The sequence below is a fragment of the Streptomyces sp. NPDC057424 genome (assembly GCF_042803315.1).
Classification (GTDB): Bacteria; Actinomycetota; Actinomycetes; order Streptomycetales; family Streptomycetaceae; genus Streptomyces.
The window spans coordinates 22883-38443 of the sequence record NZ_JBHVCP010000013.1 but is presented as its reverse complement, the minus strand read 5'-3'; the positions used below and the strand labels follow the sequence as shown (position 1 = coordinate 38443).

The following is a 15561-nucleotide window of genomic DNA, read 5'->3' as shown; positions in this document are numbered from 1 at the left end:
GGATGGGTCCTCTCGTACAGGGGGTGGAACGGGGGCGGGGTGAGGGGCGGACGCGTCAGAGCTTTCCGCCCCGTCCGCCGTCGCGCCGGGCGGGTGCGATGAGCGTCGACAGATAGGGCAGGGGCGCGTCGTCGAGCTCGGCGGCCGGACGCACGGACTCCTCCGGCAGTCCGAGCGCCGACCCCCACACGGCGTCGGCGAGCCGACCGGTCTCCCGCAGCGCCTCGGCGACCTCGTGCGCCTGCCGCCCGAACTTGTAGGCGACCACGGTCCCGGGCCCGGCCAGGGCGTCCTTCAGCACGGCCGCCCCGGCGGTGACGGGCACGAGCGTGAGCGGCTCGGTGCCCTCGGTCAGCACGGCACCCGACCGGGCGGCGAGGTCCTGCATGGCGGTGATCCCGGGCACGGTCTCGACGACGGTCCCCGGCACCAGCTCGGCGATGGTCTGCGCGAGGTAGGTGAAGGTCGAGTAGACGTTGGGGTCCCCGATGGTCGCGAAGGCCACCGACGGGTGCTGCCGCAGCAACGCGGCGACCCGCTCCCCGGCCGCGTCCCAGGCGGCCTCGCGCCGCCCCCGGTCGCTGCGCTCGTTCAGCGCGAACACCACCCGGACGACCTTCTCCTCGGGCACGTAGTGCAGCACCGTCGCCTCGGCCCGGCCGCGCTCCCCGCTGTCCATCACGGGGACCACCACGACATCGGCCGCCCGCAGGGCGTTCACGCCCTTCACGGTCACCAGCTCCGGATCCCCGGGCCCCACCCCGACTCCGACCAGCCTGCTGCTCATGACGTCCGGCACCTCTCCACGAACCGACGGGCGACACCGGGCTCGGACGCCCAGTGCGTGTGCAGATAGCTCGCGTGCACACCGCGCTGTACGAAACCTTCGACCCGCGGCCGGGGGTTGCGGACCCCCCAGGCGGGCTCCGCCCCCGAGCCGGGCTCCACGACGGTCCGGTGGAACTCGTGGCCCCGCAGCCGGGTCCCGGCCGCCGCGAGCACACTGTCGCCCACGGCCACGGCGTCCCGGTAGCCCAGAGTGAGCCGCTCGGTCATCCGTGCCCCGGCGTCCAGCACCCCGCACATCGGCAGCCCGTCCAGCTCCCGGCACAGATACAGCAGCCCGGCACACTCGGCGGCAACGGGAGCGCCGCTCTCCGCCAGCCCGGCGACGGCCTTGCGCAGGGGCGCGTTGGCGGACAGCTCGGTGGCGTACACCTCGGGGAATCCGCCCCCGATCACCAGCCCGCTCGTCCCTTCGGGCAGTTCCTCGTCCCGCAGCGGATCGAAGGCCACCACGTCGGCACCGGCGGCGGCGAGGAGTTCGGTGTGTTCGGCATAGGAGAAGGTGAACGCCTCACCCCCGGCAACGGCGACCACCGGCCTGTCCGGCGCTTGAGGACGAGGCCCTTCGGGCCGACCGGGGGCCCGGGGGGCGGAGCCCCCCGGCGGGGGCGAAGGGGCGAAGCCCCTGGAGGACGGGAAGGGCAGGGGCGGCGGGGGCGAGGAGACGACCTCGGCCGCATCCCAAGCCGCCCCCGACAACGCTCCCGCACTCCGCGCCAGCCCGGTCAACGCGTCCAGATCGCACCCGTCGGAGACCTGTGCGGCCATCGCCGCCACGGCCTCCACCGCGGCAGCGTGCCGCTCGGCGACCGGCACCAGCCCCAGATGCCGCGACGGCGTGTCCACCTGCGCAGCCCGCCGCAAGACACCCAGCACCGGCACCCCCGCCTGCTCAAGCGCCTCCCGCAGCAACTCCTCGTGCCGGTCCGAGGCGACCTTGTTCAGGATCACGCCCCCGACCCGCACCTCCGGATCCCACGACGCGAACCCGTGCACCAGCGCCGCCACCGACCGCGACTGCGACGACGCGTCGACGACCAGCACCACCGGCGCCCGCAGCAGCTTCGCGACATGAGCCGTGGACGCGAGTTCGCCCTCACCCGCGGCCCCGTCGTACAGCCCCATCACGCCCTCGACGACGGCGATGTCGCACCCCCGTGCCCCGTGCAGGAACAGCGGCCCGACCAGGTCGGGCCCGCACAGGTACGCGTCGAGGTTCCGTCCCACCCGCCCGGTCGCGAGCGCGTGATACCCGGGGTCGATGTAGTCCGGCCCGACCTTGTGCGGGGACACGGCGAGCCCCCGCGCGGCGAACGCGGCCATCAACCCCGTGGCGACGGTGGTCTTGCCGCTGCCCGACGAGGGCGCGGCGATGACCAGCCGAGGGACGGAAGCACTCACCACTCGATGCCCCTCTGGCCCTTCTGGCCCACGTCCATCGGGTGCTTGACCTTGGACATGTCGGTCACGAGATCGGCGAAGTCCACGAGCTTCCCGGGCGCGTTCCGCCCGGTGATCACGACATGCTGGGTGCCGGGCCGGTTCCGCAGGACGTCGACCACCTCATCGGTGTCGACCCACCCCCAGTGCATCGGGTAGGCGAACTCGTCCAGCACGTACAGCTGGTACGTCTCGGCGGCCAGGTCCCGCTTGACCTGCTCCCAGCCCTCCCGGGCCTTCTCCTCGTTGTCCATCTGGGCGTCGCGCTGCACCCAGGACCAGCCCTCGCCCATCTTGTGCCAGGCGACGGACCCGCCCTCGCCGGAGTCCCCGAGCACCCGCAGCGCCCGTTCCTCGCCGACCTTCCACTTCGCCGACTTGACGAACTGGAACACCCCGATCGGCCACCCCTGGTTCCAGGCCCGCAGCGCGAGCCCGAACGCGGCGGTGGACTTGCCCTTGCCGACGCCCGTGTGCACGACGACCAGCGGCCGGTTCCGGCGCTGCCGTGTGGTCAGCCCGTCGTCCGGCACCACACTCGGCTGTCCCTGCGGCATTACGCGGCCCTCCTCTGCACGTCCTGCACGAGCCCGGCGATGCTGTCCGCCCGCAGCTCGTCCAATGTCACCGCCGTACCGCCCAGTTCACCCGCGAGCTGCCCGGCGAGCCCCAGCCGCACCGGCCCCGACTCGCAGTCCACGACGACCGAGGCGACCCCGTCGGCCGCGAACAGCCGCGCCGCACGCCCGGCCAGGGCGACCGGCTCCGGGCCGCCGGTGGCCCGACCGTCCGTCACCAGCACGACCAGGGGCCGCCGCGCGGGATCGCGCAGCCGCTCCACGCGCAGCACGTCGTGCGCCCGCAGCAGCCCCGCGGCGAGCGGCGTGCGCCCGCCGGTCGGCAGCGTCTCCAGCCGGGCCGCCGCCGCGTCCACCGACGAGGTCGGCGGCAGCGCGACGTCCGCGCCCGAGCCGCGGAAGGTCACCAGACCCACCTTGTCGCGCCGCTGGTAGGCGTCCAGCAGCAGCGACAGCACGGCGCCCTTCACGGCGCTCATCCGCTGCCGTGCCGCCATCGACCCGGAGGCGTCCACGACGAACAGCACGAGATTGCCCTCGCGCCCCTCGCGGGAGGCCTGCCGCAGATCGTCCCGGCGCACCACCAGGCCCGGCCCGGACCGCCCGCGAGCCCGCTGGTGCGGCGCCGCGGCCTGCACGGTCGCCGCCAGGTGCAGCTTGGTGAGCGCGCCCCGCGGCCGACGGGCCCCGGTCGTCCGCCCGTGCTCGGTCCGCGCACGCGAACGCCGCCCGGCGGCGCCCTCGCCGATCCCGGGCACGCTCAGCACCTTGGTGCGGAACGGCTCGGAAGCCCGTGCGGCCGACTGCTCGCCGCCCCCCGAGGGCTGCGGCTGCCCGTCCTCACCGGCCTCCGGCCGGGCGCCGGTGTCGCCGTCGCCCTGCGGCGCGTCGTCGGGCTCCGGCTGTCCGCCGCCCCCGCCGGGCCCGTCAGGGCCGGGGTCCGGATCCGGGTCGTCGTCGTCCGAGCCGCCGAACTCCTCCAGGGTCTCGTCGAGCTTGTCCTCGTCGAGACCCGGCGCGTCGAAGGGGTTGCGCCGCCGCCGGTGCGGCAGCGCGAGCAGCGCCGCCTGCCGTACGTCCTCCGCGAGCACGTCGGTGCGCCCGGCCCAGGCCGCCAGCGCGGTGGCGGTGCGCGCCATCACGATGTCGGCGCGCATGCCGTCGACCTCGAAGGCCGCACAGGTCGCCGCGATCTGCCGCAGCGCCCCGTCGCCCAGCCGCACGGACGGCAGCAGCTCCCGCGCGGCGACGATCCGCGCCCGCACGGCGGCCTCCTCCTCGGCCCAGTGCCCGGCGAACCCGGCCGGGTCGTCGTCGTAGGCCAGGCGCCGCCTGACGACCTCCACCCGCTGGTCCGGCTCCCGCGAGGCCGCGACCTCCACGGTCAGCCCGAACCGGTCGAGCAACTGCGGTCGCAGTTCGCCCTCTTCGGGGTTCATCGTGCCGACGAGCAGGAAGCGGGCCGCGTGCCGTACGGAGACGCCCTCGCGTTCGACGTACGAGGCGCCCATCGCGGCCGCGTCCAGGAGCAGGTCCACCAGGTGGTCGTGGAGGAGGTTGACCTCGTCGACGTAGAGGATCCCGCGGTGCGCGTCGGCCAGCAGGCCCGGCTCGAAGGCCTTCACGCCCTCCGAGAGGGCCCGCTCGATGTCCAGCGCGCCCACCAGCCGGTCCTCGGAGGCGCCGACGGGCAGTTCGACCATGCGCGCGGCCCGGGTCTCGAACGCCCCCGGCTCGTGCGGCCCGTCCGGGCAGCCGGGGTCGGGGGAGCCGGGGTCGCAGGAGAAGCGGCAGCCGGAGACGACGTCCAGCGTGGGCATGAGCGCCGACAGCGCCCGCACCGCCGTCGACTTGGCCGTGCCCTTCTCGCCGCGCACCAGCACACCGCCGACCGCCGGTGACACCGCGTTCAGCAGCAGCGCGAGCCGCAGGTCGTCCTGGCCCACGACGGCCGTGAACGGAAAGGGGGTGGTCACTTCTCGTCGCCCTCCAAGTCGCCTTCGAGTTCCAGGTAGGTGGCCCGCAGCCGTTCCAGCGTCTCCGCGTCCGGCTCGGCCCACAGTCCGCGCTCTGCGGCCTCCAGCAGCCGCTCGGTGATGCCGCGCAGCGCCCAGGGGTTGGACTTCTTCATGAAGTCCCGGTTCTCCGGGTCGAAGACGTACTCGGCGCTGAGCTTCTCGTACATCCAGTCGTCCACGACCCCGGCCGTGGCGTCGTAGCCGAACAGGTAGTCCACGGTCGCCGCCATCTCGAAGGCGCCCTTGTAACCGTGCCGCCGCATCGCCGCCATCCAGCGCGGGTTGACCACCCGGGCGCGGAAGACGCGGTGCGTCTCCTCGCCGAGCGTGCGGGTCTTCACCTGGTCCGGGGTGGCCGAGTCACCGACGTACGCCTCGGGGCTCGTGCCCGTCAGATGCCGCACCATGGCGACCATGCCGCCGTGGTACTGGAAGTAGTCGTCGGCGTCGACGAGGTCGTGCTCACGGGTGTCGACGTTCTTCGCGGCGACGGCGATCCGCTTGAACGCCGTCTCCATGTCGCCGCGCGCGGCCCGCCCGTCGAGCCCCCGGCCGTAGGCGTAGCCGCCCCACACCGCGTACACCTCGGCGAGGTCCGCGTCGGAGCGCCAGTTGCGGGCGTCGATCAGTGGCAGCAGACCGGCCCCGTACGCCCCCGGCTTGGAGCCGAAGATGCGGGCGGTGGCCCGGCGGCGGTCCCCGTGCTCGGCGGTGTCCTGGTCGGCGTGCGCCCGGACGTAGTTGGACTCGGCCGGCTCGTCCAGGTCGGCGACCGTGCGCACGGCGTCGTCGATCAACCCCACCACGTGCGGGAACGCGTCCCGGAAGAAGCCCGAGATGCGGACCGTCACGTCGATGCGCGGCCGGCCGAGCTCCGCCAGGGGGATCACCTCGAACCCGGTCACGCGCCGCGAGGCGTCGTCCCACACCGGCCGGCAGCCCAGCAGCGCCAGGATCTCGGCGATGTCGTCGCCCTGGGTGCGCATCGCCGAGGTGCCCCACACCGTCAGTCCGACGGACGTGGGGTACTCGCCGGTGTCCTGCAGATACCGCTGCACCAGCGAGTCCGCGAGCGACTGCCCGACCTCCCAGCTCAGCCGGGACGGAATGGCCTTGGGGTCGACGGAGTAGAAGTTCCGGCCCGTCGGCAGGACGTTGACGAGCCCGCGGGTCGGTGAACCCGAGGGACCGGCCGGGACGTAGCCGCCGTTCAGCGCCCGCAGGATGTGCCCGATCTCGTCGGTGGTCTTCTCCAGCCGGGGCACGACCTCGCTGCAGGCGAACTCCAGCACGGCTACGGCGTCGGGCAGTTCGGTGCCGAGGACCTCCCGGACCAGGGGTGCGCTCTCGGCGACCGCCCAGCCGCGCTCCTCCATGCCCTCCGCGATCCGCCGGCACAGCTGCTCCAGCAGGTCGATCGCGTCGGCGGCGCTGCGCGACGGGCCGTCCACCAGGTCCGTCAGCTCCACCGGCACCTTCACCGGAGCGCCCGGCTCGGCCAGCAGCTCCTTCTCCACCAGCCCGAAGTGCAGCGCCAGCGACGCCCGCAGCCCCGGCAGCGCGTTGGCCTGCCCGCCCCACACCTGCGAGGCGCGCAGCACGGCCAGCACGAGGTTGACGCGCGGTTCGGCGACCGGCCCGCCGCCCAGGATGTGCAGCCCGTCGCGGATCTGCACGTCCTTGATCTCGCACAGATAGCCGTCGATGTGCATGACGAACTCGTCGAACGCCTCGTCGTCCGGCTGCTCGTCGACATGCAGGTCGTGGTGGAGTTCGGCCGCCTTGACCAGCGTCCAGATCTGGGCGCGCACGGTCGGGGCCTTCGCCGGGTCCAGGTCGGAGACGAGCGCGTACTCGTCGAGGAGCTGCTCCAGCTTGGCCAGGTCGCCGTAGGTGTCGGCGCGGGCCATCGGCGGCACGAGGTGGTCGACGACCGTGGCGTGCCCACGCCGCTTGGCCTGGGTGCCCTCGCCCGGGTCGTTGACGATGAACGGGTAGATCAGCGGCAGGTCCCCGAGGACCGCGTCCGGGGCGCACCCCCCGCTGAGCCCGAGGCCCTTGCCCGGCAGCCACTCCATGGTGCCGTGCTTGCCCATGTGGACGATGGCGTCCGCGCCGAAACTGTTCTCCAGCCACCGGTAGGCCGCCATGTAGTGGTGGGACGGCGGCATGTCCGGGTCGTGGTAGATCGCGATCGGGTTCTCGCCGAAGCCGCGGGGTGGCTGGATCATCACGACGACGTTCCCGAACTGCAGGGACGCCAGCACGATGTCGTCGCCGTCGGTGTAGAGGTTCCCCGGCGGCTCGCCCCACGCCTCGGTCATGGCGTCCTTGAGCTCCGGGTCGAGCTTCTCGAACCACGCCCGGTAGTCCGCCAGCGGCACCCGCGCGGGCGCGGCGGCCAGCTGCTCCTCCGTCAGCCACTCCACGTCGTGCCCGCCGGCGCTGATGAGCCGGTGGATCAGCTCGTCACCCTCGTCCGGATGCCCCTCGACGACGTACCCGGCGTCCCGCAGCGCGTCCAGCACCCGCACCGCCGAGGCCGGGGTGTCGAGCCCGACCGCGTTGCCGACCCGCGAGTGCTTGGTCGGGTACGCGGTGAAGACCAGCGCGAGCTTCTTCTCGGCGTTCTCCTTGTGCTTCAGCCGCGCGTGCCGTACGGCGATGCCGGCGACGCGCGCGGCCCGCTCCGGGTCGGCGACGTAGACGGGCACGTCGTCCGGGCCCTGCTCCTTGAAGGAGAACGGCACGGTGATCAGGCGCCCGTCGAACTCCGGGATCGCCACCTGCATCGCGGCGTCCATGGGGGAGAGGGCGGCGTCCGAGTCCTCCCAGGCCTGCCGCGAGGACGTCAGGCACAGGCCCTGCAGCACGGGGATGTCCAGCTCGGCGAGGGCGCCGATGTCCCAGGCCTCCTCGTCACCGCCGGCCGAGGCCTGCGAGGCGTGCGTGCCGCCGGCGGCGAGGACGGTGGCGACCAGGGTGTCCGCCTGCCCGAGGATCTCGTACAGCCCCGCGTCCGCCCCGCGCAGCGAACCGCAGTACACGGGCAGCGCGTTGGCGCCCCGCGCCTCGATCGCGTCGCACAGGGTGTCCACGAAGGCGGTGTTGCCGCTCAGCTCGTGGGCCCGGTAGAAGAGTACGCCGACGGTCGGACGGCCCTGAACGAGGGCGCGCTCGCCGTGGACGCCGTACTCCGGCATCTTCCGCGGCTCGACGAACCCCTCGCCCGTCAGCAGCACGGTGTCGGAGAGGAACCGGGCGAGTTCGGTGAGGTTCTCCGGCCCGCCCTCCACGAGGTACTTCAGCGCCTCGGCCACGACACCGGCCGGGACGGACGACTCGGCCATCAACTCCGCGTCCGGCACGGCCTCGCCGCCGAGCAGCACGGTGGGGATGCCGGAGGCCTTCAGCGCGGCGAGCCCGTCCTCCCAGGCCCGCTTGCCGCCGAGCAGCCGGACGACGGCGATGTCCGCCCCGTCCAGCAGGGCCGGAAGCTCCTCCCGGACGTCCACGCGGGTCGGGTTGCCGATCCGGTAGTCGGCACCGGAGGCGGCCCGGGCCGCCAGCAGGTCCGTGTCGGCGGTCGACAACAACAACACTGTGCTCATGCGGGCGCTCCCGGTGGAATGAAGGGCAGTCCTTGCGGCGCGCCGGACTCGATGAGCCGCCACAGCGCGTCCGTGTCCGCGTGCTGTTCGATCAGGTCGCCGAGCCGGTCGAGCTGCTCCTCGCGCAGCGCGGCGAACGAGGTGTCCGGCGCGGGCACGAAGCGGCGGCCCGCGGCGGCCGCCACCTCGCGCAGAAAGGCCCGCCGGAAGCCGTCCGACTCCAGTGAGCCGTGCCAGTGCGTGCCCCAGGTCTGGCCGACCCGGCAGCCGTTCAGGAAGGGTGCTCCGCCGATGACGTCGGCGACCCCGTGGTGGATCTCGTAGCCCTCCACACGTTCCCCGAGGGCCTCGCCCACCGGCCGCGTGAGGGTCTTCTCGCGGGCGAACCGCACCCGCACGGGCAGGACCCCGAGTCCGTCGACATGGCCCCTGCGGCTCTCGACGTCGTCCTCGATGTGCTCGCCGAGGATCTGGAAGCCGCCGCAGATGCCGAGGACGGGCCGCTGCTCGGCGGCCCTGCGGACCAGGGCGTCGGCGAGCCCCCGCTCGCGCAGCCACTCCAGGGCGCGGACCGTCCCGCGGGTGCCGGGCACGATGACGAGGTCGGCGTCGGACAGCTCCTCCGGCCGGTCCACGAACCGCACCACGACCCCCGGTTCGGCGGCCAGGGCGTCCACGTCGGTGAAGTTGGACATGAGCGGCACGGCACACACCGCGACCCGCAGCACGTCCTCGCCGACGGGCGGGGCGACGACGGACTCCCGCACGGCCCCCCGCAGGGAGACTCTGAGGCCGTCCTCCTCGTCGATCCCGAGCCCGTGCCGGAACGGCAGCACGCCGTACGTCCGCCGCCCGGTGAGCCCGTGCAGCATGTCGAGGCCCGGCTCCAGCAGGGAGACGTCCCCGCGGAACTTGTTGACGAGGAACCCGGCGACGCACCGCTGGTCCTCGGGCGACAGCAGCGCCACCGTCCCGAAGAACGAGGCGAACACACCGCCCCGGTCGATGTCGCCGACGACGAGCACGGGCAGCCCGGCGTTACGGGCGATCCCCATGTTCACGATGTCCGTCCGCCGCAGATTGATCTCGGCGGGAGAACCGGCCCCCTCACAGATCACCGCGTCATACGTGCCCCGCAACTGCTCCAGGCAGTCCAGCACCGTCCCGAGCAGGTGCTGCTGCCGGCCGCCGTGGTACCCGCGGGCGCTCAGTTCCCCGACCGGCTTGCCCAGCAGCACGACCTGGCTGCTCTGCTCGCCACCGGGCTTGAGCAGCACGGGATTCATCAGCGCGGTCGGCTCGACCCGGCAGGCCTGCGCCTGCATGGCCTGCGCGCGGCCGATCTCGGCCCCCTCCTTGGTCACGAAGGAGTTCAGGGACATGTTCTGCGCCTTGAAGGGCGCGACCTTGACGCCCTGCCGCACCAGCCACCGGCAGATCCCGGCGGTCACGACGCTCTTGCCGGCGTCGGAGGTGGTACCGGCGACGAGAAGCCCACCGCTCATGTCATTTCCCCCTCTTCAGCAACCGCGCACCGGCGCACGCCCCGAGCGCGAGCCAGGTGACGCGCCTCGACAGCCGCACGGCCCGTGCGACGTCGTGCGTACCGACGGCACGCCCCTGTGTGTTCAGCACGGGCCGGTGCTCCACCCGCCCGCCGTACGAGAGCGTCCCGCCGAGCCGCACCCCGAGGGCCCCCGCGAACGAGGCCTCCACAGGACCGGCGTTGGGACTCGGATGCTTCGCCGCATCGGCCCGCCAGGCCCGCACGGCCCCCCGCGGATCCGGCCCGGCCAGCGCGGCGAGCACGGCGGTCAGCCGCGCGCCGGGCCACCCCGCGACATCGTCCAGCCGCGCGGAGGCCCACCCGTACCGGCGGTAGCGGGCCGACTTGTGCCCGACCATGGCGTCCAGGGTGTTGACGGCCCGGAACCCGAGCAGCCCCGGCACCCCGCCGACGGCTCCCCACACCAGCGCCCCCACCACCGCGTCGGAGGTGTTCTCGGCGACGGACTCGACCACGGCCCGGGCCATACCGTCGGCATCGAGGGCCTGCGGGTCCCGCCCGCACAGATGCGGCAGCCGGGCCCGGGCCGCCTCGACGTCCCCGGCCTCCAGGGCACGCCCGATGGCCTGCGCCTCCCGGGCGAGTGAAGTCCCCCCGACGACAGCCCAGGTCGCGGCCGCGGTCAGCGCGGCGGAGGAGGCGGTGGACGTCCGCACGGCACGCGCGGCGACGGACCCGAGGGCGACGGCCCCTCCCGTGCACACGGCGGTGTGCAGCGTGCCCCACCCGCGGTGGTCCCGCCACAACACCCGTTCCACGGCACCCGCGGCCCGTCCGAACGCGGCGACCGGATGCCCCCGGCGAGGATCACCGAGCAGCAGGTCACCGATCAGACCGGCGGCGGCGCCGTACGCGAAGACGCGACCGGCACCCATGGGCTCAGCCGGCCAGGAGGGCAGGCAGGGGTGGGGTGTTGAACCTCGATCGGCAGCCGCGCATGGCGATATGTGTCCTCACTCAGGGTGTCCACGCCCTGGTTCGACGAGACCGGCGGTGAGAGTTCCTGGCTCCCGGGGATTGCTACCCCGGTGACAGTGGCGGGACCGCGCCGGACTCGCACCGGCTTCCTCTCCTGCCGCCGTACTGGCTCCGGCAGTCCACCACGGCCGGGAACCGCCGTCAACTTGCCGTTGACCTGCGAGGGGAGAGTGTGGAGAACCCCACATCGCCCCCTTCGGTACACACGGCGACCGGGCGGCACGGGACCCAAGTCCCGTGCCGCCCGGCGGACACGACGTGCGATCGGGCCCTCAGGCCACGATCAGATAGATCCCGTACCCGACAGCCGCCGCACACGCCGCGAAGCACGCGTACGCGCCGGTGACCGCGAGCCCGGCGGACCCGCCTTCCGCCACCGCCCGCTCGCGGCGGGACAGGCCGGTGATGCCGAGGGTGAACAGGCCGACGAGGGCCACGGTGACCACGAGGCTGATGCCGAAGACGGAGCCGAGGGACGCCCAGTCGATCTTCATATCGGAGACTCTTCCTTGTTACCGGTCGGCGGGGTCAGACCGTGGTGGTCGTCGAGGGAGTCCGCTCGGCGGCGGCCTGGGCCGGGAACGACGGTACCGGCTCCTCCGTCGCCGTGCCGGCCGGCGGCGGCGTCACCGCGGCCATCGCCGTGGTCACCACACCGGCGGGCTCAGCCTCGTCGGTGTCGTTGACGTTGGTGTGGTCGACGACCTCACGCCGGGACAGCTTCCAGATCGCCGCGCTGGAGGCGACCAGGAAGACGGCCACCACGGCGGTGCCCCAGTCGCCGAAGCCGGTGATGTACTCGGCGATCGCGGCCACCAGTGCGGCCGCCGGCAGCGTCAGACCCCACGCGACGAACATCCGCGTCGCGGTCGACCAGCGGACGACACCGCCCTTGCGGCCGAGCCCCGCGCCCATCACCGAGCCGGACACGGAGTGGGTGGTGGACAGGGAGAAGCCGAGGTGGGAGGAGGCCAGGATGACCGTGGCCGCGCTGGTCTGGGCGGCGAAGCCCTGCTGCGGCTGGAGGTCGGTCAGGCCCTTGCCCATGGTGCGGATGATGCGCCAGCCGCCCAGGTAGGTGCCGAGCGCGATCGCGATGCCGGCGGAGAGGATGACCCACATGGGCGGGTCGGAGTCGGGCGCGACGGCGCCACCGGCGACCAGGGCGAGGGTGATGACACCCATCGTCTTCTGCGCGTCGTTGGTGCCGTGCGCCAGGGAGACCAGGCCCGCGGAGGCGATCTGGCCGGCCCGGTAGCCCTTCTTGGACGCCTCGCCGTCGGCCTTCCTGCCGAGGGAGTACGTCAGCCGCGTGGCGAGCAGCGCCGCGATGCCGGCGACCAGCGGGGCGGCGATCGCCGGGATCAGCACCTTGGTGACCAGCACGTCACCGTGCACCGCGCCGACGCCCGCCGAGGCGATCGTGGCACCGATGAGACCGCCCATGAGAGCGTGGGAGGAACTGGACGGCAGGCCGACCAGCCAGGTCAGCAGGTTCCAGAGGATCGCGCCGACCAGGGCGGCGAAGATGACCTCGGGACGGATGCCGGCCTCGTCTACGAGGCCCTTGGAGATCGTGTTGGCGACTTCGACGGACAGGAAGGCGCCGACCAGGTTGAGGACCGCGGACATGGCCACCGCGATCTTGGGCCTCATGGCGCCCGTGGAAATGGTCGTGGCCATCGCGTTCGCGGTGTCGTGGAAACCGTTCGTGAAATCGAACGCGAGAGCGGTTACTACCACAATCGCGAGGATCAGCGAGAAGCTTTCCATTTACCCAGGCAATCGTTCGAGGTCATTGGCTCGATGAACGTAGGCAACCTGAGTGAACGGAAGATGAACTGAGAGGGGCGCAGGGGTGACCGCAACGGGGGGTCGTGGTTCCGCCGCGGGGCGCCCGGCGGCCAGGCGCCCCGCGCGAACCACTTCAGCCGATCGAGTGACCCGTTGAAGAGATTCCGGTCACCCGGCAGGGCCCAGCCGCCGTCGGGTGGTCGTGCAACCGTACGGGTCGTACTCGATGCCGAGCGCGGGCGGCAGCGTCCAGCCGTCGGTCCGTACCAGGCCCGCCGCGCGTGAGCCGTTGTCCCGCCTGCCGAAGGCGGGGACGCGGTAGGTGGTGGACCCGGTCTCCTTGACGTAGACGAAGCGGACGCCCTTCGCCCGCGTGCTCCGCCGTTGGACTCCCACCGGGGGGCGAGACGCGTGCCCCTTCGGGCGGCTCGCCGCCGCGGACGCCGCCGGCGGGCGGCCGCGGCGGCGGGTCGGTGTGCGGTCACGGGCCGGTCGGCTTCCGGCCTGAAGTGCCCCCGCCCGGCAGCGCGTCGGGCCCCGCCCTGGCAGGATCGCGGCATGGCTGAGCAGCGAGGCGACGAGCGGGGCACGGGAGACATACGGGAGGGCGAGCGAGGTGCGGGGGAGCCGCTCGGCAGGAGTGCGCGCCCCGAGGAGGCGCGCGCCTGGGAGGACCTCGTCGCGACGGCCCGCCGAACGGTCTCGGACGGACTCGTCGTCGGCACGTCCGGCAACGTCTCGGTGCGCGTCGGGGAGACCGTCCTGGTCACGCCGTCGGGCGTCCCCTACGACCGGCTGGCGCCGGACGACGTGACCGGCGTCGGCCTCGACGGCCGGCAGGTCCTCGGCACGCTCGTCCCGACCAGCGAACTGCCCATGCACCTGGCGGTCTACCGCGCGACCGGCGCCCGGGCCGTCGTCCACACCCACGCCGTCCACGCGACGGCCGTCTCGACGCTCGTGAGCGAGCTCCCGCTGATCCACTACATGGCCGCGGCGCTCGGCGGCCCCGTCCGGGTCGCCCCGTATGCGACGTACGGCACCGACGAGTTGGCCGGCCACGTGCTGCGGGCCCTCGCCGACCGCTCCGGTTGTCTCCTCCAGAACCACGGCACCCTCACCCACGGCGGCACCCTCGCCCAGGCCTACGACCGCACCGCCCAGCTGGAGTGGATGTGCCGCCTGTGGCTCACCGCCGCCTCGGTGCCCGGCCTGACCCCGAGCCTGCTGTCCCGGGAGCAGCTGACCGAGGTGGAGGAACACCTGCGCGGCTACGGCCAGCGGGGCTGAGCCGGTCCCGCGGCCGCCGCGGACATCACCCCGCCGCTCCCTCCCACTGGTCGCCCGCGGAATCCGCCAGGACACTGGAACGGTGCGCACTGTCAAAGCGACGGCCGCTGCCGTCACCGCCGTGATCGGGGCCGGTGCCGCCGCGGTGGCCGCCGGCCGGCTCGCCAGCGACGCCGCGCTCAAGGCGCCCCCCGGCAGGCCCCTGCCCACCGAGCCCCGGCTCACCGTGCACGGCACCGCCGCCGGGCAGATCAGCCTCACCCGGGACCTCGCCGCCCTGCGCCCCGGCCGCTACGGCCTGTCCGGCGACGGCTCCCACGCGGTCGTCGGCCCCGTCCTGACGGGAGCCCCGCACCCCGCGGACACCGTCGTGCGCCGCCTGGAGAGCGTCACGCACGGCACGCTGGAGTCCGGCGACAAGGTCTGGCTCACACCGAACGTGTACGTCGGCAACCCGGGCGCCGCCCTCGGACTCGACCACGCCGACGTCGACGTCCCCGGCGAACTCGGCTCCCTGCCCGCATGGTTCGTGCCGGGCAAGCGGGACACCTGGGTGATCGCCGTGCACGGTCTGGGCACCACCCGGGAACTCGCCATGAACCTCATGCCGTTCCTGCACCGCAACCACTTCCCGGTGCTCGCCCTCGCCTACCGCGGCGACCTGGGCGCGCCCCGCCCGCCCGACGGCCTGAACCACCTCGGCGAGACCGAGTGGCGCGACCTCGACGCGGCCCTCCGCTACGCCGTGCGGTACGGAGCCCGGCAGGTCGTCCTGCACGGCTGGTCCACCGGCGCCACCATGGCCCTGCGCGCCGCCGCGCACTCCGGGCTGCGCGACCGCGTCTCCGGGCTCGTCCTGGACTCCCCGGTGCTCAGCTGGGAGACCACCCTGCGCGCCCTCGCCTCGGCCCGCCGCACCCCGGGCGCGCTGCTGCCCCTCGCGGTCCGCGCCGCCCAGGGCCGCACCGGCCTGACCGGCGGACGCGTCGAGGGCACGGCCCCGTCCGACGGGCTGCGCGTCCCGGCGCTCGTCCTCCACGGACCGGACGACACCGTCGCCCCCTGGCAGCTCTCCCGCCGGCTCGCCGACGACCATCCCGGCACGGTCGCCCTCCGCACCGTCGCACACGCCCCGCACGGAGCCATGTGGAACGCCGACCCGAAGGCCTACGAGGAGGCGCTCCGGCGCTTCCTGACGCCCCTTATGTGACCCCGCTCATACGCATCTGCCGATGCGGCCTCCCGTACCGGCTTCTCGCGCACCCCCGCTCACGCCCCCGTCGCCACCGCGTCCCGTCGCGCTCTCCGCCGACCGGTCGCGACGATTCCGTTTAGCGTCGTACCACTGGCCTGTTCCCGGCCCTCGACCACTCCCCGGAACCGGTGCGTTGGCCATCTCCGTCGCCCGCCGTGACATTCCGTTTGGGTTTTCGGACCGT

General features: G+C 73.6%; 12 protein-coding genes and 1 riboswitch. Of the genes, 2 read left to right on the top strand and 10 right to left on the bottom strand.

The genetic code is table 11. The annotated features are described in order from the left end of the window. Positions 1–55: 55 nt before the first annotated feature. The 10 genes from cobI to ACFU3E_RS13715 form a co-directional block, all read right to left on the bottom strand. Positions 56–787, bottom strand: a complete 732-nt coding sequence (gene cobI, locus ACFU3E_RS13760; protein WP_248501553.1) for a precorrin-2 C(20)-methyltransferase — start codon at positions 785–787, stop codon at positions 56–58. Then, positions 784–2247, bottom strand: coding sequence for a cobyrinate a,c-diamide synthase (locus ACFU3E_RS13755; RefSeq protein WP_384156223.1), 1464 nt, complete (start codon positions 2245–2247; stop codon positions 784–786). Before ACFU3E_RS13755 ends, cobI begins: the two co-directional genes overlap by 4 nt. Then, entirely contained in the window at positions 2244–2843 is a 600-nt protein-coding gene (cobO, locus tag ACFU3E_RS13750) for a cob(I)yrinic acid a,c-diamide adenosyltransferase (protein WP_384156220.1), read from the bottom strand. The genes ACFU3E_RS13755 and cobO overlap by 4 nt, the downstream gene beginning before the upstream one ends. Then, a complete protein-coding gene (locus ACFU3E_RS13745; RefSeq protein ID WP_384156217.1) occupies positions 2843–4840 on the bottom strand; it encodes a putative cobaltochelatase in 1998 nt (665 codons plus the stop codon). Before ACFU3E_RS13745 ends, cobO begins: the two co-directional genes overlap by 1 nt. Further along, entirely contained in the window at positions 4837–8493 is a 3657-nt protein-coding gene (gene cobN, locus ACFU3E_RS13740; protein ID WP_384156214.1) for a cobaltochelatase subunit CobN, read from the bottom strand. Before cobN ends, ACFU3E_RS13745 begins: the two co-directional genes overlap by 4 nt. Next, entirely contained in the window at positions 8490–9998 is a 1509-nt protein-coding gene (locus tag ACFU3E_RS13735; RefSeq protein WP_384156211.1) for a cobyric acid synthase, read from the bottom strand. The genes cobN and ACFU3E_RS13735 overlap by 4 nt, the downstream gene beginning before the upstream one ends. A 1-nt stretch (position 9999) precedes the next feature. Then, a complete protein-coding gene (locus tag ACFU3E_RS13730; protein WP_384156208.1) occupies positions 10000–10935 on the bottom strand; it encodes a cobalamin biosynthesis protein in 936 nt (311 codons plus the stop codon). Between the two features lie 99 nt (positions 10936–11034). After that, a riboswitch (cobalamin riboswitch) is annotated at positions 11035–11193 on the bottom strand. A 117-nt stretch (positions 11194–11310) separates the two neighbouring features. Further along, positions 11311–11532 carry a hypothetical protein gene (locus ACFU3E_RS13725; RefSeq protein ID WP_384156205.1) on the bottom strand — a complete coding sequence of 74 codons (222 nt, stop codon included), beginning with the start codon at positions 11530–11532 and terminating at the stop codon, positions 11311–11313. Between the two features lie 34 nt (positions 11533–11566). Continuing rightward, the gene (locus tag ACFU3E_RS13720; protein WP_384156203.1) at positions 11567–12811 is read right to left on the bottom strand and encodes an anion permease; all 1245 of its coding nucleotides are present in this window, start codon (positions 12809–12811) and stop codon (positions 11567–11569) included. Positions 12812–13000: 189 nt separating this feature from the next. Beyond that, on the bottom strand, positions 13001–13228 hold the full coding sequence (locus ACFU3E_RS13715; RefSeq protein WP_384156199.1) for a hypothetical protein: 228 nt from the start codon (positions 13226–13228) through the stop codon (positions 13001–13003). A gap of 162 nt (positions 13229–13390) precedes the next feature. Here ACFU3E_RS13715 and ACFU3E_RS13710 point away from each other — a divergent pair, with 162 nt between their 5' ends. Both ACFU3E_RS13710 and ACFU3E_RS13705 read left to right on the top strand, forming a co-directional pair. After that, on the top strand, positions 13391–14122 hold the full coding sequence (locus ACFU3E_RS13710) for a class II aldolase/adducin family protein (RefSeq protein ID WP_384156196.1): 732 nt from the start codon (positions 13391–13393) through the stop codon (positions 14120–14122). 82 nt (positions 14123–14204) lie between these two features. Further along, positions 14205–15332 carry an alpha/beta hydrolase family protein gene (locus ACFU3E_RS13705; protein ID WP_384156193.1) on the top strand — a complete coding sequence of 376 codons (1128 nt, stop codon included), beginning with the start codon at positions 14205–14207 and terminating at the stop codon, positions 15330–15332. Positions 15333–15561 lie beyond the last annotated feature (229 nt).